This window comes from Ralstonia pickettii (assembly GCF_001699815.1).
Taxonomy (GTDB): Bacteria; Pseudomonadota; Gammaproteobacteria; order Burkholderiales; family Burkholderiaceae; genus Ralstonia; species Ralstonia thomasii.
Window position 1 is genome coordinate 89,851 of sequence record NZ_MCGB01000086.1, and the last position, 26,071, is coordinate 115,921.

Consider the following 26,071-nt stretch of genomic DNA (forward strand, 5'->3'; position numbering starts at 1 on the left):
TGGAACCGCCGGACGCCACGCGTCCGAATCCAACTTCGTTTGCGCAACGCTTGCGCAAACGCCCTCACCGGGAGTCGTCGATGACACTGGATGTGACGCGCCAAGACCCTCGCTACAACACGCTCAAACATGGCTTCAACCTGCGCTGGCCCACAACGGATGCACAGGCCGCCAGCCGCATCGCCCTCATAGAAAAGCCCGACGATGTGGCGCCCGCCGTGCAGCGCATCATCAACGCGGGCCAACGCCCGACGGTGCGCAGCGGCGGGCATTGCTATGAGGATTTCGTCTCCAACAACCCCGACGGCACGATCGTCGATCTGAGCCTGCTCGCTACGCCCGAGGTGCACGCCGACGGCACGGTGCGCATTCCGGCCGGTACGCAGAACTGGAACGGTTACCTGGAACTGTACAAACGCCACAACGTGACGCTGCCCGGCGGCTCGTGCTATTCGGTGGGCGCGGGCGGGCATATTTGCGGCGGCGGGTATGGACTGCTCTCACGGCTGCAAGGGCTGACGGTGGATTGGCTCTCGGCCGTTGACATCGTCACGGTGGACAAGACCGGCAAGACGGCTGCCCGCACGGTGGATGCAGCGCACGATCCCGATCTGTTCCGTGCGTGCCGCGGTGCGGGCGGCGGCAACTTCGGCGTCATCACCGGCTACACGTTCGCCAAGCTGCCCACGGCACCGCAGGAAGTCGCGCTCGCCACCGTGGCCTTCGACTGGGCCACCATGACGCCGCAGCGCTTTGCAGAACTGCTGCGCATCTACGGCGAATACTGGGACACGCGCGGCAAGGACCCTGACACGTGGGGCATGTTTTCGCTGCTCAAGCTCACGCACAAATCGTCGGGGCAGATCGTCCTGCTCACACAGTTCTGCAACCCCGACGGCACGTGCCGCGATCTCTCTGTCCTCAATGATTTTCTGAACCGCTTCCAGGCCTGCGCGCCCACGCCGGTCAAAGGGCGCCCGCCCGGCTACGGCCCCGCGCACAAACAGGGCGTGGGGCAGCTGCTCTGCTCCAAGCCGCACACCATCGTGCAGTACGACTGGCTGACGGCCACGCAGTATCTGAACGGTTCGGGTGCCAATCAGCGTGGCAAGTACAAATCGGCCTACATGAAGCGCGGCTTCACGGCGCGCGAGGCGCAGCGCATCTACACCCACCTCACGCGGACGATGCCGGGCGTCGATCTGAGCCAGTCGCTGCTGCAAGTCGATTCGTACGGCGGCGCCGTCAACAAGGCGGAGCGCATTGGCGATACGGCCGTGCCGCAACGCTCTTCCATCATGAAGCTGCAGTACCAGACGTATTGGGCCGCGCCTGCCGATGACGCCGGCCACCTGCGCTGGATCAGCGATTTCTACCGTGACGTCTACGGCGCCCCCGACGTGCCCGCGCCGCACAGCGGCACGCCGTACCCCGGCGACCGGTACGAGGGCTGCTACATCAACTACCCCGACGTCGACATGCTCGCCTACCCGTTCTGGCCGCAGCTCTACTACGGCAGCGGCGACCTGTACGCGTTTCTGCAGGACGTGAAGCGCCGGTATGATCCGAACAACATCTTCCACCACGCGATGTCCGTGCGTGTTTGATGGAGCCATCCCATGACCAATCGTCTTCGTCGAACTTTCATGCAGTGGACTGGTAGCTTGCCTTTGCTGGGCGCTCTTCCCAAAACCGTCATGGCCCAGGCGGGCGAGCAACCCGCTGCGTCGGGTGTGCAGCCTGCGGGCAATGCTCGCCCTTCCCGCTTTGCCTATGTCGGCACGTACACGTTCAACGCACCGGGCGGCACCGCCGGCGGCCCGGCCGCACGTGGCATCTACGTGCTCGCGCCGCGCGGCGAAGCGTGGACCCAGGTGCAGGTGGTCGAAAGTGCCAATCCGTCATTCCTGGCCGTGCACCCAAACCAGCGGTTCCTGTACGCCATCAATGAATTGGAGGTCTACGAGGGTCGCCCAAGCGGCAGCGCCGAGTCCTATGCGATCGACCCGCACGACGGCAAGCTGACGCTGCTCAACCGCCAGCCGCTCTCTTTGTCGGGTACGAACCCTGCGCACGTGGTGGTGTCGCCGGACGGCAAACACCTGTGCGTGTCGATCTACAGCGGCGGTGCGTACAACCTCCTGCCGATCGGCGAGGACGGTAAGCTCGGCGCCGTGTCCGGCATCTTCAAGGACACCGGCTCCGGCCCCCGCCCCGAACAGGAAGCGCCGCACGCGCACATGATGCTGTTCGACACCACCGGCCAGCACGTGATCGGTACCGATCTGGGCACCGACCGCATCAACGTGTTCGCCATCGAAGGCGGCAAGCTCGCCCCGCGGGATCGCGCGCAGCTCAAGCCCGGCAGCGGCCCGCGCCACCTGGCGCTGCATCCGCAGGGCAAGCTGCTCTACGTCATCAACGAACTCGAGGGATCGGTCGCCTGCCACGGTTACGACTCCGCTACCGGCCATGTGTCGGAGGAGCGCCAGCGCATCTCCACAACGCCCGCCGACTACACCGGCCATAAGAGCGGCGCCGAGATTCTTGTGCACCCGTCGGGGCGCTTCCTCTACGCCAGCAACCGGAAGCTGAAGTCCGATCATCCGCTGGCCGACAGCGTGGCCGCGTTCAGCATCGATGCCTCGGGCAAGCTCGCGCCGCTTCAGTACTGGAACGAGGGAGTGCGCTTTCCGCGGGCGATGGCGATGGCGCCCGACGGCAGCCACCTCTACGTGCTGAACCAGAAGGGCGACACGATCCTGCGGCTGCGCATCGACGGGCAGACCGGCAAGCTGGACCAGCCCGCGGTGGTGGCGAAGGTGCCGACGCCGGTGTGTCTGGTGTTTACGGCATAAGCGCTCCCGGCGCGCGAAAAGAAACCCTGGGCGGTGCAAGGCCGCCCAATTGCAACTCAATTGCAGCAACCCGCGCCCCGTGGGACAATCCCGCGCATGAATACCCCGGCCTCGCGCGACGATCTCGCCACTCCGCAACCCCATTCGCCTGAAGAGGCTGCCCGCGCACGCCTGCGCGGCCTGGGCAGCCGTGTGACCGAGCCTCGCGTGCGCGTGCTGGCCGTGCTGATGCAGGGCGCCGATGCGCTCTCGCACCAGGCTGTATGCGACGCGCTGCCGGACGATTCCGGCATCGACCGCGTGACGGTCTACCGCGTGCTCGACTGGCTCGTGGCAGGCGGCATCGTCCACAAGACGGCAGGGACGGATCGCGTCTTCCGCTTCAGCCTGGCCGAGCACGATGCCGCGCGGGAAGCTGCGCACCGCTCGCACAGCCACTTCCATTGCACGCAATGCGGGCGCGACTTCTGCCTGGAAGGCGCCGAGCCGCCGGCCATGCCGATGGCCGCCCTGCCCGCCGGCTTCGCGGCCGACCATGCTGAACTCACCATCAAGGGCGCCTGCGCGGATTGCGCGCATCTGGCGCCCCATCACAAGACAGGAAACGCACCATGTCCAAAATGATCCCCGTTACCATCCTGACGGGCTTTCTCGGCAGCGGTAAGACCACGCTGCTCAAGCGCATCCTGACCGAACAGCATGGCATGAAGATCGCCGTGATCGAAAACGAGTTCGGCGAAGAGAACATCGACAACGATATCCTCGTGCAGGACGGCAACGAGCAGATCGTGCAGATGAGTAACGGCTGCATCTGCTGCACCATCCGTGGCGATCTGGTGAAGGGGTTGTCCGACCTGCTCACGCGCCGCGACAACGATCAGATCCAGTTCGATCGCGTGGTCATCGAAACCACCGGCGTTGCGAACCCCGGACCCGTTGCCCAGACGTTCTTCATGGACGACGAGATCGCCAGCCGCTACCTGCTGGATGCCGTCATCACGCTGGTCGACGCCAAGCACGGCAACATGCAGCTCGACAAGCAGGAAGAGGCGCAGCGCCAGGTGGGCTTTGCCGACGCCATCTTCATCACCAAGAGCGACCTGGTGTCCGCCGCCGATGTGGATGCGCTGCGCCACCGCCTGCTGCACATGAACCCGCGCGCGCCGATCCGCACCGCCAATTTTGGCGAAACGCCGATCGACACCATCTTCGACCTGCGGGGCTTCAACCTGAATGCCAAGCTGGAGATCGACCCCGACTTCCTGCGCGAAGACGATCATGACCACAACCACGATCATGATCACGACCACGCCTGCTCGGCCGATTGTGATCGCGATCACGATCACGAGCACGACCATGGTCACGCGCCCGGCCATCACCACCATCACGGGCACGCGCACCATACCGATCGCATCGCCTCGTTCGTCTTCCGCAGCGAACGGCCGTTCAATTACACCAAGCTGGAGGAATTCCTCTCGGGTGTGCTGAACATCTACGGCGAGAAGCTGCTGCGCTACAAGGGCGTGCTCTATATGGAGGGTGTCGACCGCAAGGTCGTGTTCCAGGGCGTACACCAGCTCATGGGTAGCGATGTAGGCGGAAAATGGGACGGCGAGACCCCTTCCAACCGGATGGTGTTTATCGGTGTCGACCTGCCGCGCGAAACGATTCTGAAAGGATTGGAGAACTGCCTGGCCTGATTCGGCGGCTTTCCCCCTCCTTTTGGGTGGCCCCGCCGCGCGCTTTCAGGCAGAATCCGGGCCGGATTTCCTGTCCGTGTTTCTCCGATAGTTCAGTTAATATCGTTCAGCTACAATAGGTCGGTTTAGAAGCACGTCGTCCGAAGCACGTCCGATAGGAGAGCAGGCGATGGTGACTAAGACCAAGGAAGGACGCGGCGCCAACGGCGGTGCCGGGCGGTCCGTAACGGAGTCGGCAGCAGCCCAGGCTGCGCCAGCCACCCGAAAAAAAGCGGCAGGGGGCGCCGCTGCGGGAGAGGCAAAAGGAGGCGCGCGGGGCGGCAAGTCCGCCGCCAGCCAGAATGAGTCCGACGCATCCCCGCGCGAGGACGACGCGACAGCCGACACGGCGCGCGATTTACCAGGATCATCCGCAGCAACCATGAGCAGCAAGAAACTACTCACCGAAGCCGAAATCCTGAAGATGGGCGACAAGGATTACATGAACGAGGCGCAGCTCGCCTTCTTCAAAGACCGGCTTGTAAAAATGCGCGACGAAATTCTCGCGAACGCCAATCAGACCGTCAGCGACCTGCGCGAGACCGTAGTGGTGCCGGACCCGGCTGACCGTGCCACCATCGAAGAAGAGCACGCGCTGGAGTTGCGCACGCGGGATCGTGAGCGCAAGCTGCTCAAGAAGGTGGAGCAGTCGATTGCCCGTATCGACGCTGGCGACTACGGCTACTGCGATGAAACCGGCGAGCCAATCGGCGTGCCGCGCCTGATCGCCCGCCCCACCGCCAACCTGACGCTGGAGGCGCAGGAGCGCCGCGAAAAGCGCCAGAAGATGCATGGTGACTGACGCACGCGTCGCATGCGTTTGACGCGTTTGTTTGAGTTTGGCAGCCCGGTAATCCACCGGGCTGTTTGCTTTGTTAGGCCACGAACCGAGGCCACTGATCATGTCCCGTCCGCTTCCTGTTACCGTGCTGTCCGGCTTTCTGGGCGCCGGCAAGACCACGCTGCTCAACCACGTACTCGCCAACCGCGAGGGCAAGCGTGTGGCCGTGATCGTCAACGACCTGTCGGACGTCAACATCGACGCGCAGCTCGTGGGCGATGGCACGGCCACCAGTGCGCAGCTTTCGCGCACCGACGAGCGCATGGTGGAGCTGTCCAACGGCTGCATCTGCTGCACGCTGCGCGAAGACCTGCTCGACGAGATCGCGCGCCTGGCCCGCGAAGATCGCTTCGACTATCTGCTCATCGAATCGACCGGCGTGGCCGAGCCGCTGCCGATTGCCGAGACGTTTACGTTTGAAGACGCTGAAGGCGACGTGCTGTCCGACCTCGCGCGCCTGGACACCATGGTCACCGTGGTCGATGCGCAGCACTTCCTGGCCGACTACGACGCTGCTGATTTTCTGTCCGATCGCGGCCAGGCGCGTGATGAAGACGACGACCGCACCGTGGTCGACTTGCTGATCGAACAGGTCGAGTTTTGCGACGTGATCGTGCTCAACAAGATCGATCTCGTGAGCGATGCCGAGCGCGAGCGCCTGGCCGGCATCCTGCATTCACTGAACCCGCGGGCGCGCATCGTGCCGGCATCGTTCGGCGCGGTGCCGCTGGACGAAATCCTCAATACGCATCGCTTTGATTTCGACGCCGCATCCGCCGCGCCGGCGTGGCTGGCCGAGCTGCGCGGCGAACATGTGCCTGAGACGGAGGCGCTCGGCATCGGCAGTTTCGTCTATCGCCGCCGCGTGCCGTTCCACCCGCAGCGTCTGTGGAACCTGATGCACACCGAATGGCTGCGCGAGCATGGCCGCGTGTTGCGTTCGAAGGGCTATTTCTGGCTCGCTTCGCGTATGGACACCGCTGGCAGCTGGGGGCAGGCCGGCGGCGTGATGCGCCACGGCGGCGCCGGTGCATGGTGGGCTGCGGTGGATGAAGCCGAGTGGCCCGACGAAGAAGAAGCCCGTGCAGACATTGCCGACAAGATGCACGACAACGGTGCGCCCGCACGCTGGGGCGACCGTCGTCAGGAACTCGTCTTTATCGGCACGGACCTGGATGAAGCCGCGCTGATCGCGCAACTCGACGCCTGCCTGCTGACCGATGCGGAGATGGCTGCCGGACCCGAAGCGTGGGTCGCGCTGGCCGATCCGTTCCCCGCGTGGGCCTACGACGACCACGGCGATGAAGACGGCGACGACGAACACGACCACCAACACGGTGACGACTGCGACTGCGGTCACCATCACTGAGCACGCAGATCCCCTGCTTCATCGACGTTGACACCGGCGTCATCCGGTCCTGACAATCCCCGAACGTTTTGCTTTCGTCATGAACCATCGGGGAGTCGTCATGCCGGTCCTGCGTCTGCTGCGCGCCGCGAACCTTGTTGCCGCGCTGTCTTTTTCCACGACGCTCTCGGCGCTCGCGCCGATTGCGGCGCATGCTCAGCCGGCATCCACGCTGGTGATCGGGCTGTCGAGCGATGTCACTTCGCTTGATCCGCACTTCCACAACGTCACGCCAAATTCGAACGTGGCCGAGCATATGTTCGAGGCGCTGATTGCCAAGGACGAGAAGATGCGCCTCAAGCCTGGCCTCGCCGTGTCGTGGAAAGCCCTGAGCGATACGGTGTGGGAGGTCAAGCTGCGTCCCGGCGTGCATTTCCATGACGGCAGCGAGTTCACCTCGGCCGACGTCGTGTATTCGCTGGCGCGCCCGGCCACGATCAAAAACAGCCCATCGCCGTTCACGATCTACACGCGTGGCTTCAAGGAGGTGACGGCCCTCGACAAGCTGACTGTGCGCATCACCACCAACGGCCCCTATCCGCTGGTGCCGAACGACTTGTCGACCATCTACATGGTGTCGAAAAAAGCCGTCGAAAAAGCCGGCGCGGACGATTTCAACAATGGCCGCGCCATGATCGGCACCGGGCCGTACAAGTTCGCGTCGTTCACGCGCGGCGATCGGCTGGAGCTGACGCGCTTTGACGGCTACTGGGGTAAGAAGCCGCAATGGCAGCACGTGACGCTGCGCATTCTGACGGCAGACGCACCGCGCGTGGCAGCGCTGTTGGCGGGCGATGTGCAGGTCATCGAGAACGTGCCGAGCTCGGACATCAAGAAGCTGTCGGCTGACCCGGCGGTGTCGGTATTCAAGATGCCGGTGTTCCGCATGATGTATCTGCATATGGATTCGAACCGCGATGTGTCGCCGTTCGTGACCGACAAAGCCGGCAAGCCGCTGCCGAAGAACCCGCTCAAGGATGCCCGCGTGCGCGAGGCGATTTCGCTGGCGATCTCACGCCAGGCCATCGTCGACCGCGTGATGGAAGGCGCGGCAGAACCGACGGGCCAACTCGTCAACAGTGCGCTGTTCGGCCACGTGCCGGGCCTGAAGGCACCGGTGGCGGACCTGCCCGCAGCGAAGAAACTGCTCGCCCAGGCCGGCTACCCCGATGGCTTTGCCATCACGCTGCACGCCACCAATAACCGCTACCCGAACGATGACCGCGTGGCTCAGGTGATCGCTTCGATGCTTTCGCGGGTGGGCATTGCCACCAAGGTCGAAACGCTGCCGTCAGCGTCGTTCTTCACGCGGGCGAACAAGCTGGATTTCTCGTTCCTGCAGGCCGGCTGGGGAGCAGATACGGGTGAAGCCAGTTCGAGCCTGAAGGCGCTGCTGGCCACCTTTGATCCGGCCCGCGGCTGGGGGGCGTCCAATCGCGGGCGCTATTCGAACCCGGCGCTCGATGCCAAGCTGGCTGAAGCCCTGCAAACCCTGGACGACAGCAAGCGCGAAAGGCTGCTGCAGGAGGCCACGGAAATCGGGATCCGCGATGACGGTGTGATTCCGCTCTACTTCAACATCAACGTGTGGGCAGCGCGCAAGGGTTACACGGTGGTGCCGCGTCTGGATGAACGGACCTACGCGTTCGATGTGACGCACTAAAACGGTAAGAAGCACCGTAAGAAGCGATTTTTGGCGCACAAAAAGCGTGCGTCGTGACGGAAATCAGGGTTGAAATCCTGTGGGCTGGCGTCAAGTATGAAGTTCTTTGGCCGGCCCGCTGGGGGCCGCGCCAAGCCGGACCCCTAGGAACAAGCGCATGGAACAGTATCACGGCACCACCATCGTCAGCGTGCGGCGCGGCAACCAGGTCGCGCTCGGCGGCGATGGTCAGGTCACGCTGGGCAACATCGTGATGAAAGGCTCGGCCCGCAAGGTGCGCGCCATCTACGACGGCAAGGTGCTGGTCGGCTTTGCCGGCGCCACCGCCGACGCCTTCTCCCTGCTCGACCGCTTTGAGGCCAAGTTGCAGAAGCACCAGGGCAACCTGCTGCGCTCCGCCGTCGACCTCGCCAAGGACTGGCGTACCGATCGCGCCCTGCGCCACCTCGAGGCAATGCTGATCGTCGCAGACCGCGAAGCCACCCTCGTCATCACCGGCAATGGCGACGTGCTGGACCCGGAAGGCGGCATTGCTGCCATTGGCTCGGGCGGCTCGTATGCCCAATCGGCCGCCAAGGCGCTGATGGAGAACACCGACCTCGCGCCGCGCGATGTGGTGGAAAAATCGCTGCGCATTGCCGGCGAACTCTGCATCTATACCAACACCAATTTCGTGATCGAGACGCTCGAATAACGAGCGCCTTCATCGACAGGATTCCCATGTCTGAAACCATGACGCCGTCGGAAATCGTCTCCGAACTCGACAAGCACATCATCGGCCAGCACAAGGCCAAGAAGGCCGTGGCCGTGGCGCTGCGCAACCGCTGGCGCCGCCAGCAGGTGGGAGACCCGCTGCGCCAGGAAATCACGCCCAAGAACATCCTGATGATCGGGCCGACTGGCGTGGGCAAGACCGAGATCGCGCGCCGCCTGGCCAAGCTGGCCGACGCACCGTTCATCAAGATCGAAGCGACCAAGTTCACCGAGGTCGGCTACGTCGGCCGCGACGTCGACACCATCGTGCGCGATCTGGCTGAGATGGCCGTCAAGCAGACGCGCGAATCCGAGATGAAGAAGGTGCGCGCCAAGGCCGAAGATGCAGCCGAAGACCGCATTCTCGACGTGCTGATCCCGCCGCCGCGCGACATCGGCTTTGCGCAGCCGGAAGAGAAGGATTCGACTGCGCGCCAGACCTTCCGCAAGAAGCTGCGCGAAGGCCAGCTCGACGACAAGGAAATCGAGCTGGAAGTGTCGGCGGGCGCGCCGAGCATGGACATCATGGGCCCGCCCGGCATGGAAGACATGACCGAGCAGATCCGCTCGATGTTCGCGGGCCTGGGCCAAGGCAAGAAGAACCGTCGCAAGATGAAGGTGAGCGAAGCCTTCAAGCTGCTGATCGACGAAGAGGCGGCGAAACTCGTGAACGAAGACGAGCTGAAGCAGAAGGCGGTGGCCAACGTCGAGCAGAACGGCATCGTGTTCCTGGACGAGATCGACAAAATTGCCAGCCGCAGCGAATACGGCGGCGGCGAGGTGTCACGTCAGGGCGTGCAGCGTGACTTGCTGCCGCTGGTGGAAGGCACTACCGTCAACACGAAGTACGGGATGATCAAGACCGATCACATCCTGTTCATCGCGTCGGGTGCGTTCCATCTGTCCAAGCCGAGCGACCTGATTCCGGAACTGCAGGGCCGTTTCCCGATCCGCGTGGAACTGGATTCGCTGTCGGTGGAAGATTTTCGCGCGATTCTCACGCAGACCGATGCGAGCCTCACCAAGCAATATCAGGCGCTGCTGAAGACGGAAGGTGTTGATCTCGTGTTTGCCGAAGACGGTATCCGCCGCCTTGCCGAGATCGCATGCTCGGTCAACGAGAAGGTCGAGAACATCGGCGCACGCCGTTTGTACACGGTGATGGAGCGGCTGCTGGAAGACCTGTCGTTCCACGCGCACAAATCGTCGGGCGAGACGGTGACCATCGACGCCGCGTACGTCGACGAGCGCTTGAGCGAGCTGTCGGGCAACGAAGATCTGTCGCGCTACGTGCTGTAAGCGTGTAAGCAACGCATTCCAAAATGCCCTGCGGGCCGCATCGGAGACGATGCGGCCCGTTTTGTTTGGGCGCCCGCGAAGCCAAGCCGGGCAAGGGTTTGCTCAGGATCGTGCCGGGTCAGGTCCGTTATCTGCTGAAGAAGGTGGTGCCGCACAGACAAATGCGCGCCGCGCACCTGGCGTGCGCGATTCCAACCACGACAAGGAGAGAAACGTATGAAACCGATCCAACGCCTGGCCCTGTGTTGCGTGCTTGCCTGCGCCCCCTTGGGCATTGCCCACGCCCAGACCACACCGGCGCCCACCGGCCCCGCCGGCGCCTCAGCCCCGAACGATGCCAAGCGCGCCGCCTACGACAGTGCCGTGAAGCAAGCCGATGCCAATTACAAAGCTGCCAAGGACAAGTGCGATGCGATGAAGGGCAACGACCGCGACGTCTGCCGCGCGCAGGCCAAGGGCGATTACAACGTCGCCAAGGCCAATGCGGTGGTGGAGCGCGATGGCACTGAAGCCGCCCGCAACCGCGCCGCCAAGGAAAAGGCCGAGGCTGATTACGACGTCGCCAAGACCAAGTGCGATGCCATGAAGGGTAACGACAAAGACACCTGCGTGAAGGATGCCAAGGCCGCGTACACGCGAGCCAAGGGCGGTGAGGAGGTGAGTCACGCCAAGGCGACCGGCACTGCGAAGGACGTCAGCGAAGCGCGCCGCGATGCCGTCAAGGACACCAACGACGCCAACTACAAGGCCGCCAAGGAGCGCTGCGACGCCATGTCGGGCGATGCCAAGACGAAGTGCCAGAACGACGTGGCAGCCAAGTTCAAGAAGTAAGCCGGACGAAAGGGTCCATACGGGCGGCCTGCGGGACCCCCTGTTTTGTCTCAATCTCTCACTCGCAACGGAGGACGTATGAACTGGGATCAGATCGAAGGTAAATGGGATCAGGCCAAGGGCAAGATCAAGGAGAAGTGGGGGCAGCTCACGGACGATGACCTGACCGTGATCCGCGGCAAGCGCGACCAGCTTGCCGGCAAGATCCAGGAGCGCTACGGCTACACGAAGGAACGTGCCGAAGACGAACTCAAGGCGTGGGAGCGCGATACCCGCTGGTGATGCCGCGCTGATGTAGCCTCACGCGGCCGGCGTTCATTTGGCGACCGGCCGCTTGCCCAATTTGCGCTGCAGCGTCCGTCGGTGCATGTTGAGCGCCCGCGCGGTCGCAGAGATATTGCCGCCGTGTTCGGCGAGCACGCGCTGAATGTGTTCCCACTCCAGGCGCGCGACCGACAGCGGCGCGGGGTTTTCCATGGTCTGTTCGGCCACGGCTTCAGACACGCCCACCTGCAGCGCCAGCAGAATCGAATCGACATTGGCCGGCTTGGCCAGGTATTCGTCAGCCCCCAACTTGACCGCCTGCACGGCGGTGGCAATGCTCGCGTAGCCCGTGAGGATCAGCATGCGCGCCTCGGGCAGCGCCTGACGTAGCGGGGCAATCCAGTGCAGACCGGAATCCGTGCCGCCGTGGGGCATGAGGCCCTTGTCGCTAGCAGCCAGATGTAGATCGACAGTGACATACGAGAAGCGTGTCTGGCGCGCCAGGGCCAACGCTTCGCCGCCGGTGTGGGCGATCTGCGGAGCGAAGCCGCGACGCGTGAGCGCGCGCGCCAGCGTCTGCGCAAAGACGTCGTCGTCATCGAGGATCAGAAAGGGGGCGGGCTGCTGCATGGTGTTCTCCGGGGCCGTACGTGCACGGGGCTGCGTCAGGCCGTCTCGTTATGTGAAGAGGGTGGGTGCGCCAATGATGGGGGCGGCGGCGTGTTCCATCGGACCGCCAACCGGCAGGCGGAGTTCGGCAATGGCGCCTTGCGGCGGATTCGGGCGTAGCACCACGGTACCACCCAGGCGGCGCGCGGTGGTGGAGGCCAGGTACAGCCCGATGCCGTGACCGCCATGCCGGCTCGGCACCGGCGTGCGGCCGAGCGAGGTCCTCAGGTCTTCCGGCAAGCCCAACCCCGTATCGACGATGGACAGCACGATCTGCGGCGGCATATCGCGGAGCACATCCGGATTGGCGTCGATCTTGGCGGTCAGCAGCAGCGGTACCAGGTCGCGTCCAGCGTGATGCTGGCTGCGGGCGGCGTTGTCCAGCAGGATCGTGAGGATCTGGCCGACGTTCACCGCATCGAGCTCCACCGCTTGTGCCGCAGGCGACGTCTCCGTGTGGAGGCGGATGTCCGGATGCCGCAGCTGCCAAGTCTGCGTGAAATCCGGTAGCCATTGGCCGAGCGGCTCGGGTGCGCCGTCGTTGGGCTTGCGCTGCAGGCGCGCCAGTGCGGCGCGGCACAGTTCGAGTTGCTGTTCGATGGCGCGCAAGTCTTCACGGTACGGGCCGAGCGGTGAATCGGGCTGCTTCGCGTCGTGCTGCAGCTCGCCGGTGATGACGGCCACGGTAGACAGCGGCGTGCCCATCTCGTGCGCCACGCTCGCGCCTTGCGACATCAAGGCTTCGATGCGTTGCTCGCGCAGCAGCCGCTCGCGCGCTTCGGTGAGCTGCGCCTCACTCTCGCGCAGTGCGGCCGACAGGCGCGCCGTAAAGCCGGCGATCATCGCGCTGCTTGCCACGAAATCGATCCACATGCCTGCCAGGTGATACGCCAACGCATCTGCCGGGTTCGCCAGCTTCAGCGGGATGTAGTTGCCGAGCATCATGCTGTAGGCGGCCAGCGCGTACAGCGTCAGGCCCACCACATGAGCGAGCGGCAGCATGGCCGCCGCGATCGCCAGCGCCGGCAGATAGAACGAGACGAACGGGTTGGTCGCGCCGCCGGTGAAATACAACAGGGCGGACAGCGCGGTCAGGTCCACCAGTAGCTGAACGGTGATCTCGATATGCTGCACGGGCCGGTTGCGCCGCACCCGCCACCCGGTCAGCAGGTTGAACAGCGCGTGCAGGCCCATCACGCTCAGCAGCGGCACCACCGGCAGTTGCACGCCAAATACCAGCGGCGCGAGCAGCATCAGGACCAGTTGGGTGGCCAGCAGGCTCCATCGCAGCCAGAAGAGGCGGCGTAGACTGGATGCGTCCAGCAGCGGGGCGGCAAGAGACAGAGTGGAAAGCATGGTGGACAAGTGTAAACGTGCGCACCGCGCGGTTCTCCGTGCGGCGATGCGTCAATCGGCCGCACAATTGTGCACCCAACCTATCTCCCCGCAGGCGCTGTGCTTTAATGCGCTGCACGTTTGTCCCCGACAGGAGCCCTGATGATGTCCCGATCGAACCGTTCTTCCGTTTGCCTGGCTGTGCTCACTGCTGGCCTGCTCGCCAGCGCCGCCGCTTTCGCACAGGTCACGGTGCAAGACGCCTGGGTGCGCGGCACGGTGCCGGGCCAGACGTCCAGCGGCGCGTTCATGACGCTGCAATCGGCGGACGGCGCCAAGGTGGTGGGTGTGACGACGCCCGTTGCGGGCACGGCCGAGATCCACGAGATGAAGATGGAGGGGGACGTGATGCGCATGCGCGCCGTTCCGTCGCTGGAGCTGCCGAAGGGCCAGACGGTGCAACTCAAGCCGGGTGGCTACCACGTGATGCTCATGGACCTGAAGCAGCCGCTGGCCAAGGACGCCACCGTGCCGCTCACGCTGAAGGTGGAGCTGGCCGACAAGCGCGTCGTCGAGCAGAAGGTCGAGGCCCGCGTGCGCGACCTGACCGCCGGCAACATGCCCGCCATGAACCACGGTGGCGAACACAAGCATTGATGGCTTGCGGCGAGTGTCGCTTCAAGCCACGTAAGGAAGCATTCCGATGGCTAACAAGACATTGGGCACTCGCCAGAAACTGACCTTCCGCATCGAGCCTTCAACGAAGGCCGGTACTGCGCGCCCGCGCAATTTTCTCGTTCCGCTCACCCGCGGCCGCAGGGCCGGGGCCCACACCGAAGGCGGCCACGCTGAACGCCAGCGCGGGCGGGCCGACGTCCGCCGTGCACTGCGCACGCTGGACGACGACAACAAAGACAAAGACTGATCGGTCAGCAGGATTCAGACGCTGCCTTTGCCTGCGCAATCGCTTCGCGCAGGCAACGCTGGCAGCGGCAGCCCTGTCCCGGGCGCCGCGCGCTGGCAGGTAGCATTTCTTCTGTCGTGCACCAGCATGTCGCGTCGGGCTGCTTACCGTCGCCGATCGCTCCGCAGCGCATCTGCGCGCCGCAGACCGCGCATACGGTGTTGGCGGCGGACGGGGTCACCCTTGGCTGCTCCCGTCGTCGTCTTGCCCGAGCTTGTGCATCGCCTGGCGCAGCAATCCCATCTGGTGTGAGAACCGCGTGCAGGCATCGCACGCGAACAGATGCACGCGCAAGCGCAGGCGTTCGCCGGTGCGCAGGTCGCGGTCCATTGCGCTCACCAGCACGCGGTGCGCTTCCTTGCAGGTGAGCATTCCCCAACGGTTTGGCATGTGGTCTTTCTCGGTGGTGCGATAGCGATGCGGTTCAGGCGGCGGCCGGCTGGTTGCCGAACCAGTGCAGGTCAAGGCACTCGCGCAGGCGCATGCGGGCACGGTAGAGCAGTGCCCAGGCATTGGTCGCCGTGATCTGCAATTCCTGACAGATTTCGTCGGTTTCCAGCTCCAGCCACTCACGCATCATGAAGACGCGCCCAACGCGCGGCGGCAGGCGATCGACGCACATTTGCAGCACGTCGAAAAACTCGCGCCGTGACAGCGCGGCATCGGGGTCGCCCCAGTCGGACGGTGGGCTCGTGTAGTGGCCGTCGGCGGCGAACAGACTGTCGAAGACGGCCTCGTCGGAACGCATGCCGGCCTCGTCGGACTCACCGCCCGCAAGCAGCGAGACGCGCACTTCGCGCCGCCCCGAGCGGATCGCATCGATGATCTTGTGTTTAAGGATGCCGATGACGTAAGTCTTGAGCGAGGCGTTGCCGGCAAAGCGCTCGGGATGTTCGAGCACCGCCAGGATGGTGTCGGCCACCGTGTCTTCAGCCAGGGCGGTGTCGCGCAATTGCAGTTGCGCAAAGCGCAGCAGATGAGGGCGCAGCGCGTCGAGTTGGTCGGGTGCGATGGCCATGATTCCCCAGGGTGTTCTTTCGTGGCAACGGTATGGCGGGCACGCAAGGTGCGCCACCAGACCGTAGCGCCTTTTCTTGTAAAATCGCGCCTGCCGAAAATGGGCTGCTTCGTTTTTTTGTGTTGCAGGCGACATTCGGCGTTCCATCATACCTGCCCAACCGGATGTCACCGTCATGACCGCTTCTGCTGCCCCCGACCCTGCTGGCCTCGACCCCGAACTCGCGCATATCGCGCCGCCGGTGAAGGCTGAGATTCTTGCGCAGGCCCTGCCTTACATTCGCAAGTTCCACGGCAAGACCATCGTCATCAAATACGGTGGCAACGCCATGACGGAAGAAAAGCTCAAGCACAGCTTCGCGCGCGACGTGATCCTGCTCAAGCTGGTCGGCATGAACCCGGTGGTGGTGCACGGCGGTGGCCCGCAAATTGACGAAGCCCTGAAGAAGGTCGGCAAGCAAGGCGCCTTCATCCAGGGCATGCGCGTGACCGACGAAGAGACCATGGAAGTGGTCGAGTGGGTGCTCGGCGGCGAAGTCCAGCAGGACATCGTCATGCTGATCAACCAATACGGCGGCCAGGCAGTCGGCCTGACCGGTAAGGACGGCGGTCTGATCCGCGCCAAGAAGCTGAAGATGCCGGACCGGGAGAAGCCGGGCGAGTTTATCGACATCGGTTTCGTGGGCGACATCGAGACGATCAACCCGGCCGTGGTCAAGGCGCTGCAGGACGACGCGTTCATTCCGGTCATTTCGCCCATCGGTTTCTCTGACGAAGGCCAGGCCTACAACATCAATGCCGACGTGGTAGCCGGCAAGATGGCCGAGATCCTGAAGGCCGAGAAGCTTGTCATGATGACCAACATTCCCGGTGTGATGGACAAGCAGGGCAACCTGCTGACCGACCTGTCGGCGCGGGAGATCGACGAGCTGTTTGCCGACGGCACGATCTCGGGCGGCATGCTGCCGAAGATTTCGTCGGCGCTGGATGCCGCCAAGAGCGGCGTGAATTCGGTGCACATCGTCGATGGCCGCATCGAGCACTCGCTGCTGCTGGAAATCCTGACCGAACAGGCGTTCGGCACGATGATCCGCTCGCACTGATGCGAACCACCCGGGCGGTGCGCGTGCGCCATGCTGCGCGCACCTTCCCGCGCGAGGTGCCGGCGGGCTCCGCGCCCGCCCGGCAGCCGGTCTGGCTGTTCGACCTCGACAACACCCTTCACCACGCATCGCACGCGATCTTTCCGCAGATCAACCGGCTGATGACGGCGTACGTGGCACGCGTGCTCGGCACGGACGACGCCACCGCCAGCCAAGTGCGCGTGGACTATTGGCGCCGCTATGGCGCCACGATTCTCGGCATGGTGCGCCATCACGGCGTCGACCCCGATGATTTCCTGGCCGAGGCCCACCGCTTTGATGACCTGCGCGCCATGGTGCGCGCCGAACGCGGCCTCGCCCAACTGCTGCGCGCCCTGCCCGGGCGCAAGATTCTGCTGACCAACGCGCCCGTCGCCTACGCGCGCGAGGTGTTGCGCCTCATTGGCCTGAAACGCGCATTCCTGCGCGAAATCGCCGTCGAACACATGTGGGTGCACCGGCGCCTGCGCCCGAAACCCGATCCGCTGATGCTGCGGCTGCTGCTTGCACGCGAACGGATTGCGCCATCACGCGCCATCCTCGTCGAAGACACGCTTTCTCACCTCAAACGCTATCGACGCCTGGGGATCGGCACGGTCTGGGTGACGGGCTATCTGCGGCGCGTGCCGCCGGGCGTCCAGCCGACCTCCGCTGCCGATGCATTGCATCCAATGCAAGCGGCAGCCGTGGGCGCGCGTGCAAATTCACCACATCAACCGGCCGCCACACCGATTTTGTTCGCCAACCGGCCCGGCTATGTGAGCGTGAAAGTAAAATCGGTGCTTCAACTAAAACGAAGGCTTGTTCGACGCGGCTAGGCAGTGGTAACTCCGCGCTCGCAACGGGAGAGGGGCCAGGAAGTCATGAGCAACGCGCAAACGGAGTTTCCGACCGCCGAGCCGGTCGCGGACGTCGCCATAGCAGCACCGCCGGTACGCAAACGCCCCCGCCCGGGCGAGCGCCGTGTGCAGATTCTGCAGACGCTCGCCGGCATGCTCGAGCATCCGCGTGGTGAAAAGATCACAACCGCTGGCTTGGCGGCACGGCTGGACGTATCCGAGGCGGCGCTGTACCGCCACTTCGCCAGCAAGGCGCAGATGTTCGAAGGGTTGATCGAATTCATCGAGCAGACCGTCTTTGGCCTCATCAATCAGATCACGCTGCGTGAAGAACACGGCCTGCGCCAGGCGCATGCCATCGCGCACATGCTGCTGTCGTTTGCCGACAAGAACCCGGGCATGACACGCGTGCTGGTGGGCGATGCGCTGGTCGGCGAAGACGAGCGCCTGCCCGAGCGCATGGCGCAGTGCCTGGATCGCATCGAAGCATCGCTCAAGCAGAGCCTGCGCATGGCGGTCACGCAGGGTGCCTGGCCGGCAGATACCGACATCGCTTCGCGCGCCAACCTGCTCGTGTGTGCGGTGCTCGGGCGTTGGCATCGGTATGCCAAGAGCGGTTTCCGGAAGTCTCCGGTGGAAGGCGCGGACGCGCAGTTGCGGGTGCTGTTGGCCTGAGTGGGCTTCCCCCCAAGCAAAAGCCCCGCGATGCGGGGCTTTCTTGTTGTGTGCCGCGTGGGTCAGCCGATGGTGCGTACCGCCTCCGCCAACGTATGAAAGCGCGCCGCAATCTGCTCCGTCTCCACATGGCCATAGCCAAGCAGCAGCCCAGGCAGGCGACGCGCATCGTCCTGGTAATACCGTGAGAGGGGGCGAGTGACGACGTCATTGGCGAGCGCCAGGTCGGCAACGGCCACATCGTTGGTGCTGGCCGGCAAGCCCAGCACGAGATGCAGGCCCGACGCACCGTCATGCACGGGCAGTGCGTCGCCAAACTCGTGGGCGATGGAAGCCAGCAGCGTTTCGCGCCGTTCCGCATACACACCGCGCATGCGCCGGATGTGGGAGACGAAATGGCCCTCCGCAATGAAGTCCGCCAGCACGGCCTGCGTGAGAATCTGGCCGCCGCGGAACATCTCCGACAGCCCCGTCGCAAACGCATCGGCCAGCGCCGGCGGCACGACCAGATAGCCAATCCGCAAGCTGGGGAACAGCACTTTCGAGAACGTGCCCATGTAAAGCACGCGCCCACCCTCATCCAGTCCTTGCAATGAAGGCAGCGGGCGGCTGCCGTAGCGGAATTCGCTGTCATAGTCGTCTTCGACGATCCACGCATCGGTTGCCTGCGCGGTGGCCAGCAGCGCGCGGCGTCGCGCCAGGCTCATCACCGAGCCGAGCGGATATTGGTGCGAGGGCGAGACCACCATGAGCTTCGGCGGCTTGCTGCGCTGGCGCCCGCGCGTGGGGAGGTCGAAGCGCATGCCTTCGTCGTCCACCGGCAGCGGCACCGTGCGCACGCCCGCAGCGGTGAGCACGCTGCGCACGCCCCAGTAGCCCGGGTCTTCGATCCACGCGCTGTCGCCGGCGTCGCACAGCAACTGCGCGATGAGCTGGAGCGAAGGATGGATGCCGGCTGTGATGATGATCTGCTCGGGCTCGCAGCGCACGCCACGCGCGGTGCGCAGGTAATCGGCCAGCGCGGTGCGCAGCGGCAGGTAGCCCGCGCCCACGGGATACGTCAGCAGTGCGGGCGACGGCTTGCGCAGCAGCCGGTTGTGCAAGCGCGACCAGATGCGCGCCGGAAACATCCGCACTTCGGGCACGCCCGGCATGAAGGCGCCCCATTGGCGCGAACTGGCGCCTGCATCGCGCACCAGGGCACGGCCGCGCGTGGAAAGGATCGGCGCGGACGGGGCGGCCGCCTCGGCTATCGGCGCTGCTGCCACTGCTGCCACTGCGGCCACGGCTGCAGCCGGTGCAGGCGCCGCGTCCAACCGGTCCGGCGCGGTATCGGCGACGAAGGTGCCGCTGCCCACGCCCGCCGAGACATAGCCTTCCACGCCGAGTTGTTCATAGACGTGGATGACCGTGTTGCGCGCGATGCCCAGCTCCGTGGCCAGCTGCCGCGACGACGGCAGGCGCGTGCCCGGCTGCAGCTCGTCGCGCAGGATGCCCTCTTGCAACACGCGATACAGGCGGCGGTGGTCGGGCTCGCCCCCCGGCTCTGCACGGTCGAAGCGGCGTTGCAGGTAGTCGACCAGCATACTGGCGCGGTGTGTGGGTGAGTGGTCTGCCATGGTGCGCGATGGAGCCAAAGTGGTTCCAAAAGAAAATCCTAATTGGGTCTTATTGTACAGAGCCAATGAGGCCACACTGGCTCGCATCACCTCTTTCTTGACCCAACGCACACGACCGCCATGAACGCCCGAGACCCGCAACAGAACGCCCAATGGAATGCCCGCCGCCTCGCCGCTACGCCGCGCGGTGTCGGTGTGATGACCGATCGCTACGCCGAGCGCGCCGAGAACGCCCTGTTCTGGGACGTGGAAGGCCGACGCTACGTCGACTTCGCGGCCGGCATTGCCGTGGTCAACACGGGGCATCGCCACCCGCGTCTGGTGCAGGCCGTGCGCGAGCAGCTGGATCACTTCACGCATACCGCTTTCCAGATCGTGCCGTATGGCTCATACGTCGAGTTGGCCGAGCGCCTGAATACGATCACGCCCGGCACGCACGCCAAGAAGACCGCGTTCTTCACCACTGGCGCAGAGGCAGTGGAAAACGCCATCAAGATCGCACGGGCGCACACGGGCCGCCCAGGTGTGATCGCACTCACGGGCGCGTTCCACGGTCGTACGTTCATGGGCATGTCGCTGACGGGCAAGGTGGTGCCGTACAAGACGGGCTTCGGACCGTTCCCGGGTAGCATCTATCACGTGCCGGCGCCCGTCGCGCTGCACGGCGTGAGCACGCAGGATGCGCTTGACGCCATTCAGCGCCTGTTCAAGGCCGATATCGATCCGCGCCAGGTGGCGGCCATCATTTTCGAGCCTGTGCAGGGCGAGGGCGGCTTCTATCAGATGCCCGCCGACTTTGTGCGCGCCATCCGGGCGCTGTGCGACGAGCATGGCATCGTGATGATCGCCGACGAAGTGCAAACCGGCTTTGCCCGCACCGGCAAGCTGTTTGCCATGGAGCACACCGGCGTGCTGCCCGACATCACGACGATGGCCAAGGGCTTGGCCGGCGGCCTGCCGCTGTCGGCCGTCACGGGCCGCGCAGAGATCATGGACGCGCCTGCTCCGGGCGGGCTCGGCGGCACCTACGCCGGCAACCCGCTGGCGGTGGCGTCCGCACATGCGGTGCTCGACATCATTGCCGGCGAGAAACTCTGTGAGCGCTCTGCCGCCCTGGGCGCACGTCTGGTCGATGCATTGAACGCTGCCAAGGCCAAGCAGCCACGCATTGCAGAAGTGCGCGGCGTGGGCGCGATGGTTGCTGTCGAATTCAACACGCCGGACGGCAAGCCCGACGCCGACTTCACCAAGCTCGTGCAGCAACGGGCGCTCGAAGCCGGCCTGCTTTTGCTGTCGTGCGGTGTGTACGGCAACGTGATCCGCTTCCTGTTCCCGCTCACGATTGAAGACGCGGTATTCGAAGAGGGCCTTGCCATCCTGCAACGCGCACTGGAGGGCTGACACCATGACCCGCACCGACTTGCCGAGCGCGCCCGTTACGCCGCCGATCGCACTGAAAGACCCCGGCCTGTGGCGCACGCAAGCGTTCGTCGCCGGCACCTGGGCCGATGCCGATGACGGCGCCACACGTGACGTGACCGACCCGGCCACCGGCCGCACCATCGGCACTGTGCCCGGCATGGGCGCCGCCGAAACGCGCCGCGCCATCGAAGCCGCACAGGTTGCGCAACGTGCCTGGCGCAAGGTGAGCGCACGCGATCGCGCCAAGATTCTGCGCAAGCTGGCCGATCTGATGATCGAGCACCAGCAGGACCTTGCGGCGATCCTCACGGCCGAGCAAGGCAAGCCGCTGCCGGAAGCCGCCGGTGAAATTGCCTACGCCGCCTCGTTCATCGAATGGTTTGCGGAAGAGGCGCGCCGCATTTACGGCGACACGATTCCCTCGCCGCAGGGCGATCGCCGCATCGTCGTGCAGAAGGAGCCGATTGGCGTGAGCGCGGCCATCACGCCGTGGAATTTCCCCATCGCGATGATGACGCGCAAGGTCGGCCCGGCGCTGGCAGCCGGTTGTTCGATGGTGGTGAAGCCCGCGCTGGAAACGCCCTACTCTGCGCTGGCGTTTGCCGAGCTGGCAGTGCGCGCCGGTGTGCCGGCGGGCCTGCTGTCGATCGTCACCGGCGATTCTCAGGCGATTGGCGGCGAGCTGACGTCGAACCCCATTGTGCGCAAGCTGAGTTTCACGGGCTCGACCGCCGTTGGCCGCTTGCTGATGCGCCAGTGCGCGGACGACATCAAGAAGCTGTCGCTCGAACTGGGCGGCAACGCGCCGTTCATCGTGTTTGATGATGCCGACGTCGATGCGGCGGTGGAAGGCGCGATGATCGCCAAGTACCGCAACGCAGGCCAAACCTGCGTGTGCGCGAATCGCTTTTACGTGCAGCGTGGCATCTACGACTCGTTTGCTGCCAAGCTGGCTGACGCCGTGCGTGCGCTGCGCGTCGGCAACGGTACGGAGCCCGGAGTGCAGCAGGGGCCGCTGATCCACATGCGCGCGATGGACAAGGTGCAGCAGCATCTGGACGACGCCGTACGCCAGGGCGCCCGCGTGCTGGTGGGCGGCAAGCCGCATGCCCTGTCGGCGCAGGGCGGCGCGTTTTTCGAGCCGACCGTCGTGGTCGATGCGAAGCCGGGCATGCTGGTCGCGCATGAAGAAACGTTCGGCCCGCTGGCGGCGCTCATCCCCTTCGACACGGAAGACGAAGCCGTGGCCGCTGCCAACGACACCGAGTTCGGTCTCGCTGCGTATTTCTACACGCGCGATCTGGGCCGGGCGTGGCGCGTTTCGGATGCGCTGGAGTCGGGCATGGTCGGCGTCAATACGGGCCTGATCTCGACGGCCGAAGCGCCGTTTGGCGGCGTCAAGCAATCGGGTCTGGGCCGCGAAGGCTCCAAATACGGCATCGACGAGTACCTGGAGATCAAGTACATCAACATGGCCGGCCTCTGACCGGCGTATGGGCGAGGATCGGGCGCATCACGCTGCGATGATGCGTCCGCCGCCGCTTGCTCTATAATCACGCTTCTCTGGCGCGCCGATTTGACGACTGGCTTGCGGGCGCGCGGGAGTCCAGGCTGCACGATTGTGGCTCTGGGCTCTCATTACAAATGCGGCTAAAGAGGTTCGGTCAGAGCGGGGGTGGTGAAAGCAAGCGCCCCACGTGCGCCACATGAGAACCCGATTGGTTGCGTGAACAGCGTTGCCGGTCGGGTTTTTTATTTGGTGCCATGACAGACATCCAGGCTGACCCCGCGGTCACCGCAGCCGATGCGGCGCAGGCCGATACTTCCTCTCCGACGGCACACCAGGGCAAGCCGGCCAACGCCATCGGCCTGGTCGTGCCCGAGCGCATGCACTTTGCCGAGCCGCTGCAACTGCGCAACGGCTCGCAGATCTGCGGCTACGACCTGATGGTCGAAACCTACGGCACGCTCAATGCCGACCGTTCCAACGCCGTGCTCATCTGCCACGCACTCAACGCTTCGCACCACGTGGCGGGCGTGCACGCCGAGGGCGAAGTCGGCTGGTGGGACAACATGGTCGGCCCCGGCAAGCCGGTCGACACCAACCGCTTCTTCGTCATCGGGGTGAACAACCTTGGGTCTTGTTTCGGCTCGACGGGCCCCATGAGCCCGCATCCGGAAACCGGCCTGCCCTATGGCGCGCGCTTCCCTGTGGTGACGGTGGAAGACTGGGTGAACGCCCAGGCGCGCGTGGCGGATCGTTTCGGCATCGAGCAGTTTGCGGCGGTGATGGGCGGCAGCCTCGGCGGCATGCAGGCGCTGGCCTGGAGCCTGATGTATCCGGACCGGCTGCGGCATTGCGTCGTGGTGGCGTCCACCCCCAAGCTGTCGGCGCAGAACATTGCCTTCAACGAGGTGGCGCGCAGCGCGATCCTGTCCGACCCCGATTTCCACGGCGGCGATTACTACGCGCACAACGTCAAGCCCAAGCGCGGTTTGCGCGTGGCCCGGATGATCGGCCACATCACGTATCTGTCGGACGAAGACATGGCCGCGAAATTCGGCCGCGAATTGAAGGCGGAAGACATCCGCTTCTCGTTCGACGTCGAGTTCCAGGTCGAGAGCTACCTGCGCTACCAGGGCGACAAGTTTGCCGAGTACTTCGATGCGAACACGTATCTGCTGATCACGCGCGCGCTCGATTACTTCGACCCCGCACTGGCCTACGGCGGCAGCCTGACCAAGGCCGTCGCGCATACTAAGGCGAGCTACCTCGTCGTCAGCTTCATGACCGACTGGCGATTCGCCCCTGCGCGCAGCCGCGAACTGGTCAAGGCGCTGCTCGACAACAAGCATCCCGTCACCTACGGCGAGATCGACGCGCCGCACGGTCACGACGCTTTCCTGTTGGAAGACGCGCGCTACCACGCGCTGGTCCGCGCCTATTACGAACGCATCGCCCAGGAGATCGGCGCATGACAACGCAAACGCTGAACCCCGCGGCACCGTCGGCGGTGCCGAACGTCCTGGCGGACCGGGCGGATTTTCGTGCCATCGCTCGCTGGATCGAGCCGCGCTCGACCGTGCTCGACCTCGGTTGCGGCGACGGCAGCCTGTTGCGCGTGCTGCAGGATGAGCTCGACGTGCTGGCCTACGGCATCGAGATCGACGATGCGGGCGTGCTGGCCTCCACGCAAAAGGGCGTGCACGTGATCCAGCAGAACATGGAAGGCGGGCTGGCGCTGTTCGAGGACAAGAGCTTCGATACGGTCATCCTTTCGCAAACGCTGCAGACCATCCACAACACGGCGCAGGTGCTGCGCGAGATGCTGCGCGTGGGGCGCGAGTGCATCGTGTCGTTTCCGAACTTCGGCTACTGGCCGCATCGGCTCTCGATTTTTCGCGGGCGCATGCCGGTGTCCAAGTCGCTGCCGTACGAGTGGTACAACACGCCCAACGTGCGTGTGCTGACCATCCGCGACTTTGAAGCGCTGGCGCCCAAGGTTGGGCTGGTGATTCTCGACCGTGTGGTGCTGCACGAAGGCAACGTGGTGCGCTGGGGCGCCAACTGGCGTGGCAGCGTAGCGGTGTACCGGGTGCGCGCCGGCTGATTGCCCTGGCATCGATGGACTTGCTGTGTGCTGGTTTGTGCGCGCCCACACGCAGCACAGTGGCGCGCTACACTGGACCCTCTTCCGGTGAGGAGCGTGCGATGAGCAGACAGACCAGGCGCAGTAGTCCGCGCATGCTGCAGACGGTGTTGGTGATTGCGATGGGGATGGCGGCGCCTTTTGCACTTGCCGCAACCTCGCCGCAAGCTGTGCGAGGCGACGCCGACGCCCTCACCCAGATCGCCATCGCGCACTATGAGAAGAACGATTTCGGCCACGCCTTCGATGAATTTGCCGAGGCAGCCCAGCGCGGCAACCGGCTCGCGCAATTCAACTACGCGATGATGCTGATGCGCGGCGAAGGCACCGTCGCCCGGCCCGACGAAGCGGTCAAATGGCTGCGCCGTGCCGCCGACAACCAGATGACCCACGCGCAGTTTGCCTACGGCGAATTGTTTGAACGCGGCGAACTGGTACCGCGCTCGCTGGAAGAAGCCAACAAGTGGTACGAGCGTGCCGCCGCCGGCGGGCATGTCGAGGCGCAGCGTGCGCTGGCCACCGATTACTTCACCGGGCGCGGTGTGCCACGCGACTACGGGCGCGCATTCAGTTGGTACAAGAAGGCGGCCGAAGGGGGCGATGCGCCATCGCAGTACATCGTCGGCAGCTATTACGAGCGCGGCGAGCCTGGTGTCGTGCCGCAGGATATCGAGCAGGCCAAGAAGTGGTACGGCAGGGCGGCCGCCCAAGGTGATGTGGGGGCGCTCGGCAAGCTGCGTGAACTGGTGGAGAAAACCTATCGGGCCAAGCACGGCGATCCGCCCACAGCGGCACGTCGGTCCATGTAGGGCACGCAAGAAAAAACCGCCGGGCATGGCTGCATGCACCGGCGGTTTTTGTTTGGGAGCGTGTTCAACCGTTCATCAACAGCAGCGGCCGACGCGTCCGGCGTAGCGCGCGTCCTGGCGTTCGCGGAAGAAGTCTTCGTACGTCATGACGGTCTGGCCGGGGTGCGTCTCCTGCATATGCCGCACGTAGGTGTCGTAGTCTGGCACGCCGACCATCAGGCGCAGCGTCTGGCCCAGGTAGCGGCCGAAGTTTTCGAGTTCTTCGCGCATGCCC

At 64.8% G+C, this 26,071-nt stretch carries 27 protein-coding genes; 21 read left to right on the plus strand and 6 right to left on the minus strand.

Features of this window, described 5'->3' with window-relative positions:
- Positions 1-80 precede the first annotated feature (80 nt).
- From BEK68_RS17900 to BEK68_RS17950, 11 genes are all read left to right on the plus strand, one after another.
- Entirely contained in the window at positions 81-1,607 is a 1,527-nt protein-coding gene (locus BEK68_RS17900; protein WP_012436844.1) for an FAD-dependent oxidoreductase, read from the plus strand.
- Positions 1,608-1,619: 12 nt separating this feature from the next.
- Positions 1,620-2,858 (plus strand): lactonase family protein, encoded by a 1,239-nt coding sequence (locus BEK68_RS17905; RefSeq protein WP_012436845.1) that lies wholly within the window; start codon positions 1,620-1,622, stop codon positions 2,856-2,858.
- Between the two features lie 96 nt (positions 2,859-2,954).
- Positions 2,955-3,482 (plus strand): Fur family transcriptional regulator, encoded by a 528-nt coding sequence (locus BEK68_RS17910; RefSeq protein WP_004628269.1) that lies wholly within the window; start codon positions 2,955-2,957, stop codon positions 3,480-3,482.
- Complete coding sequence (locus BEK68_RS17915) at positions 3,470-4,558, plus strand: CobW family GTP-binding protein (protein WP_012436846.1); 1,089 nt, start codon at positions 3,470-3,472, stop codon at positions 4,556-4,558. The genes BEK68_RS17910 and BEK68_RS17915 overlap by 13 nt, the downstream gene beginning before the upstream one ends.
- A gap of 421 nt (positions 4,559-4,979) precedes the next feature.
- Positions 4,980-5,399, plus strand: a complete 420-nt coding sequence (dksA, locus tag BEK68_RS17920; protein ID WP_009277214.1) for an RNA polymerase-binding protein DksA — start codon at positions 4,980-4,982, stop codon at positions 5,397-5,399.
- 100 nt (positions 5,400-5,499) lie between these two features.
- The gene (gene zigA, locus BEK68_RS17925) at positions 5,500-6,807 is read left to right on the plus strand and encodes a zinc metallochaperone GTPase ZigA (protein ID WP_009239384.1); all 1,308 of its coding nucleotides are present in this window, start codon (positions 5,500-5,502) and stop codon (positions 6,805-6,807) included.
- 100 nt (positions 6,808-6,907) lie between these two features.
- Positions 6,908-8,509 (plus strand): ABC transporter substrate-binding protein, encoded by a 1,602-nt coding sequence (locus tag BEK68_RS17930; RefSeq protein ID WP_009239383.1) that lies wholly within the window; start codon positions 6,908-6,910, stop codon positions 8,507-8,509.
- Between the two features lie 157 nt (positions 8,510-8,666).
- Positions 8,667-9,203: an ATP-dependent protease subunit HslV gene (gene hslV, locus BEK68_RS17935; RefSeq protein ID WP_004628261.1), complete on the plus strand. Its 537-nt coding sequence runs from the start codon at positions 8,667-8,669 to the stop codon at positions 9,201-9,203.
- A gap of 26 nt (positions 9,204-9,229) precedes the next feature.
- Positions 9,230-10,561 (plus strand): ATP-dependent protease ATPase subunit HslU, encoded by a 1,332-nt coding sequence (hslU, locus tag BEK68_RS17940; protein ID WP_004628260.1) that lies wholly within the window; start codon positions 9,230-9,232, stop codon positions 10,559-10,561.
- Between the two features lie 216 nt (positions 10,562-10,777).
- Positions 10,778-11,392: a hypothetical protein gene (locus tag BEK68_RS17945; protein ID WP_009239382.1), complete on the plus strand. Its 615-nt coding sequence runs from the start codon at positions 10,778-10,780 to the stop codon at positions 11,390-11,392.
- A gap of 78 nt (positions 11,393-11,470) precedes the next feature.
- A complete protein-coding gene (locus BEK68_RS17950; RefSeq protein ID WP_004628255.1) occupies positions 11,471-11,674 on the plus strand; it encodes a CsbD family protein in 204 nt (67 codons plus the stop codon).
- A 33-nt stretch (positions 11,675-11,707) separates the two neighbouring features.
- On the opposite strand, the gene BEK68_RS17955 is transcribed toward BEK68_RS17950, so the two are convergent.
- Both BEK68_RS17955 and BEK68_RS17960 read right to left on the minus strand, forming a co-directional pair.
- On the minus strand, positions 11,708-12,286 hold the full coding sequence (locus tag BEK68_RS17955) for a response regulator transcription factor (RefSeq protein WP_004628252.1): 579 nt from the start codon (positions 12,284-12,286) through the stop codon (positions 11,708-11,710).
- Between the two features lie 48 nt (positions 12,287-12,334).
- Entirely contained in the window at positions 12,335-13,681 is a 1,347-nt protein-coding gene (locus BEK68_RS17960; protein WP_009239381.1) for an ATP-binding protein, read from the minus strand.
- Positions 13,682-13,822: 141 nt separating this feature from the next.
- Between BEK68_RS17960 and BEK68_RS17965 the strand changes: the two genes are divergently transcribed.
- Positions 13,823-14,317, plus strand: a complete 495-nt coding sequence (locus tag BEK68_RS17965; RefSeq protein ID WP_009239380.1) for a copper chaperone PCu(A)C — start codon at positions 13,823-13,825, stop codon at positions 14,315-14,317.
- Between the two features lie 46 nt (positions 14,318-14,363).
- Positions 14,364-14,585, plus strand: coding sequence for a hypothetical protein (locus BEK68_RS17970; RefSeq protein WP_004628246.1), 222 nt, complete (start codon positions 14,364-14,366; stop codon positions 14,583-14,585).
- Between the two features lie 216 nt (positions 14,586-14,801).
- Here BEK68_RS17970 and BEK68_RS17975 read toward each other — a convergent pair whose 3' ends face one another.
- Both BEK68_RS17975 and BEK68_RS17980 read right to left on the minus strand, forming a co-directional pair.
- Positions 14,802-15,014: a zf-HC2 domain-containing protein gene (locus BEK68_RS17975; protein ID WP_004628245.1), complete on the minus strand. Its 213-nt coding sequence runs from the start codon at positions 15,012-15,014 to the stop codon at positions 14,802-14,804.
- A 34-nt stretch (positions 15,015-15,048) separates the two neighbouring features.
- The gene (locus BEK68_RS17980; protein ID WP_004628241.1) at positions 15,049-15,642 is read right to left on the minus strand and encodes a sigma-70 family RNA polymerase sigma factor; all 594 of its coding nucleotides are present in this window, start codon (positions 15,640-15,642) and stop codon (positions 15,049-15,051) included.
- A 175-nt stretch (positions 15,643-15,817) separates the two neighbouring features.
- Between BEK68_RS17980 and argB the strand changes: the two genes are divergently transcribed.
- The 3 genes from argB to slmA are packed head-to-tail and all read left to right on the plus strand — an operon-like array spanning position 15,818 to position 18,297.
- Positions 15,818-16,744, plus strand: coding sequence for an acetylglutamate kinase (argB, locus tag BEK68_RS17985; RefSeq protein WP_004628239.1), 927 nt, complete (start codon positions 15,818-15,820; stop codon positions 16,742-16,744).
- The gene (locus BEK68_RS17990; RefSeq protein ID WP_009239379.1) at positions 16,744-17,601 is read left to right on the plus strand and encodes an HAD-IA family hydrolase; all 858 of its coding nucleotides are present in this window, start codon (positions 16,744-16,746) and stop codon (positions 17,599-17,601) included. The genes argB and BEK68_RS17990 overlap by 1 nt, the downstream gene beginning before the upstream one ends.
- 45 nt (positions 17,602-17,646) lie before the next feature.
- Positions 17,647-18,297: a nucleoid occlusion factor SlmA gene (slmA, locus tag BEK68_RS17995; RefSeq protein WP_004628236.1), complete on the plus strand. Its 651-nt coding sequence runs from the start codon at positions 17,647-17,649 to the stop codon at positions 18,295-18,297.
- A gap of 62 nt (positions 18,298-18,359) precedes the next feature.
- Here the strand turns inward: slmA and BEK68_RS18000 are convergent, their stop codons facing one another.
- Positions 18,360-19,883, minus strand: a complete 1,524-nt coding sequence (locus BEK68_RS18000) for a PLP-dependent aminotransferase family protein (RefSeq protein ID WP_009239378.1) — start codon at positions 19,881-19,883, stop codon at positions 18,360-18,362.
- Between the two features lie 153 nt (positions 19,884-20,036).
- Here BEK68_RS18000 and gabT point away from each other — a divergent pair, with 153 nt between their 5' ends.
- The 5 genes from gabT (at position 20,037) to BEK68_RS18025 (ending at position 25,797) form a co-directional block, all read left to right on the plus strand.
- A complete protein-coding gene (gene gabT / locus BEK68_RS18005; RefSeq protein ID WP_009239377.1) occupies positions 20,037-21,317 on the plus strand; it encodes a 4-aminobutyrate--2-oxoglutarate transaminase in 1,281 nt (426 codons plus the stop codon).
- A 4-nt stretch (positions 21,318-21,321) separates the two neighbouring features.
- On the plus strand, positions 21,322-22,824 hold the full coding sequence (locus tag BEK68_RS18010; RefSeq protein ID WP_009239376.1) for an NAD-dependent succinate-semialdehyde dehydrogenase: 1,503 nt from the start codon (positions 21,322-21,324) through the stop codon (positions 22,822-22,824).
- 278 nt (positions 22,825-23,102) lie between these two features.
- Positions 23,103-24,317 carry a homoserine O-succinyltransferase MetX gene (gene metX / locus BEK68_RS18015; protein ID WP_009239375.1) on the plus strand — a complete coding sequence of 405 codons (1,215 nt, stop codon included), beginning with the start codon at positions 23,103-23,105 and terminating at the stop codon, positions 24,315-24,317.
- Positions 24,314-24,949 (plus strand): methionine biosynthesis protein MetW, encoded by a 636-nt coding sequence (metW, locus tag BEK68_RS18020; protein WP_009239374.1) that lies wholly within the window; start codon positions 24,314-24,316, stop codon positions 24,947-24,949. The genes metX and metW overlap by 4 nt, the downstream gene beginning before the upstream one ends.
- 101 nt (positions 24,950-25,050) lie before the next feature.
- Positions 25,051-25,797: a tetratricopeptide repeat protein gene (locus BEK68_RS18025; protein ID WP_009239373.1), complete on the plus strand. Its 747-nt coding sequence runs from the start codon at positions 25,051-25,053 to the stop codon at positions 25,795-25,797.
- A gap of 75 nt (positions 25,798-25,872) precedes the next feature.
- Here BEK68_RS18025 and BEK68_RS18030 read toward each other — a convergent pair whose 3' ends face one another.
- Positions 25,873-26,067, minus strand: a complete 195-nt coding sequence (locus BEK68_RS18030; protein WP_009239372.1) for a YbdD/YjiX family protein — start codon at positions 26,065-26,067, stop codon at positions 25,873-25,875.
- Positions 26,068-26,071 lie beyond the last annotated feature (4 nt).

Excerpts from the sequence above, each read along its gene's own strand:
- BEK68_RS17900 (WP_012436844.1), top strand. The coding sequence starts at position 81 with ATGACACTGGATGTGACGCGCCAAGACCCTCGCTACAACACGCTCAAA.
- BEK68_RS17905 (WP_012436845.1), top strand. The coding sequence starts at position 1,620 with ATGACCAATCGTCTTCGTCGAACTTTCATGCAGTGGACTGGTAGCTTG.
- BEK68_RS17910 (WP_004628269.1), top strand. The coding sequence starts at position 2,955 with ATGAATACCCCGGCCTCGCGCGACGATCTCGCCACTCCGCAACCCCAT.
- BEK68_RS17915 (WP_012436846.1), top strand. The coding sequence starts at position 3,470 with ATGTCCAAAATGATCCCCGTTACCATCCTGACGGGCTTTCTCGGCAGC.
- dksA (WP_009277214.1), top strand. The coding sequence starts at position 4,980 with ATGAGCAGCAAGAAACTACTCACCGAAGCCGAAATCCTGAAGATGGGC.
- zigA (WP_009239384.1), top strand. The coding sequence starts at position 5,500 with ATGTCCCGTCCGCTTCCTGTTACCGTGCTGTCCGGCTTTCTGGGCGCC.
- BEK68_RS17930 (WP_009239383.1), top strand. The coding sequence starts at position 6,908 with ATGCCGGTCCTGCGTCTGCTGCGCGCCGCGAACCTTGTTGCCGCGCTG.
- hslV (WP_004628261.1), top strand. The coding sequence starts at position 8,667 with ATGGAACAGTATCACGGCACCACCATCGTCAGCGTGCGGCGCGGCAAC.
- hslU (WP_004628260.1), top strand. The coding sequence starts at position 9,230 with ATGTCTGAAACCATGACGCCGTCGGAAATCGTCTCCGAACTCGACAAG.
- BEK68_RS17945 (WP_009239382.1), top strand. The coding sequence starts at position 10,778 with ATGAAACCGATCCAACGCCTGGCCCTGTGTTGCGTGCTTGCCTGCGCC.
- BEK68_RS17950 (WP_004628255.1), top strand. The coding sequence starts at position 11,471 with ATGAACTGGGATCAGATCGAAGGTAAATGGGATCAGGCCAAGGGCAAG.
- BEK68_RS17955 (WP_004628252.1), bottom strand. The coding sequence starts at position 12,286 with ATGCAGCAGCCCGCCCCCTTTCTGATCCTCGATGACGACGACGTCTTT.
- BEK68_RS17960 (WP_009239381.1), bottom strand. The coding sequence starts at position 13,681 with ATGCTTTCCACTCTGTCTCTTGCCGCCCCGCTGCTGGACGCATCCAGT.
- BEK68_RS17965 (WP_009239380.1), top strand. The coding sequence starts at position 13,823 with ATGATGTCCCGATCGAACCGTTCTTCCGTTTGCCTGGCTGTGCTCACT.
- BEK68_RS17970 (WP_004628246.1), top strand. The coding sequence starts at position 14,364 with ATGGCTAACAAGACATTGGGCACTCGCCAGAAACTGACCTTCCGCATC.
- BEK68_RS17975 (WP_004628245.1), bottom strand. The coding sequence starts at position 15,014 with ATGCCAAACCGTTGGGGAATGCTCACCTGCAAGGAAGCGCACCGCGTG.
- BEK68_RS17980 (WP_004628241.1), bottom strand. The coding sequence starts at position 15,642 with ATGGCCATCGCACCCGACCAACTCGACGCGCTGCGCCCTCATCTGCTG.
- argB (WP_004628239.1), top strand. The coding sequence starts at position 15,818 with ATGACCGCTTCTGCTGCCCCCGACCCTGCTGGCCTCGACCCCGAACTC.
- BEK68_RS17990 (WP_009239379.1), top strand. The coding sequence starts at position 16,744 with ATGCGAACCACCCGGGCGGTGCGCGTGCGCCATGCTGCGCGCACCTTC.
- slmA (WP_004628236.1), top strand. The coding sequence starts at position 17,647 with ATGAGCAACGCGCAAACGGAGTTTCCGACCGCCGAGCCGGTCGCGGAC.
- BEK68_RS18000 (WP_009239378.1), bottom strand. The coding sequence starts at position 19,883 with ATGCTGGTCGACTACCTGCAACGCCGCTTCGACCGTGCAGAGCCGGGG.
- gabT (WP_009239377.1), top strand. The coding sequence starts at position 20,037 with ATGAACGCCCGAGACCCGCAACAGAACGCCCAATGGAATGCCCGCCGC.
- BEK68_RS18010 (WP_009239376.1), top strand. The coding sequence starts at position 21,322 with ATGACCCGCACCGACTTGCCGAGCGCGCCCGTTACGCCGCCGATCGCA.
- metX (WP_009239375.1), top strand. The coding sequence starts at position 23,103 with ATGACAGACATCCAGGCTGACCCCGCGGTCACCGCAGCCGATGCGGCG.
- metW (WP_009239374.1), top strand. The coding sequence starts at position 24,314 with ATGACAACGCAAACGCTGAACCCCGCGGCACCGTCGGCGGTGCCGAAC.
- BEK68_RS18025 (WP_009239373.1), top strand. The coding sequence starts at position 25,051 with ATGAGCAGACAGACCAGGCGCAGTAGTCCGCGCATGCTGCAGACGGTG.
- BEK68_RS18030 (WP_009239372.1), bottom strand. The coding sequence starts at position 26,067 with ATGCGCGAAGAACTCGAAAACTTCGGCCGCTACCTGGGCCAGACGCTG.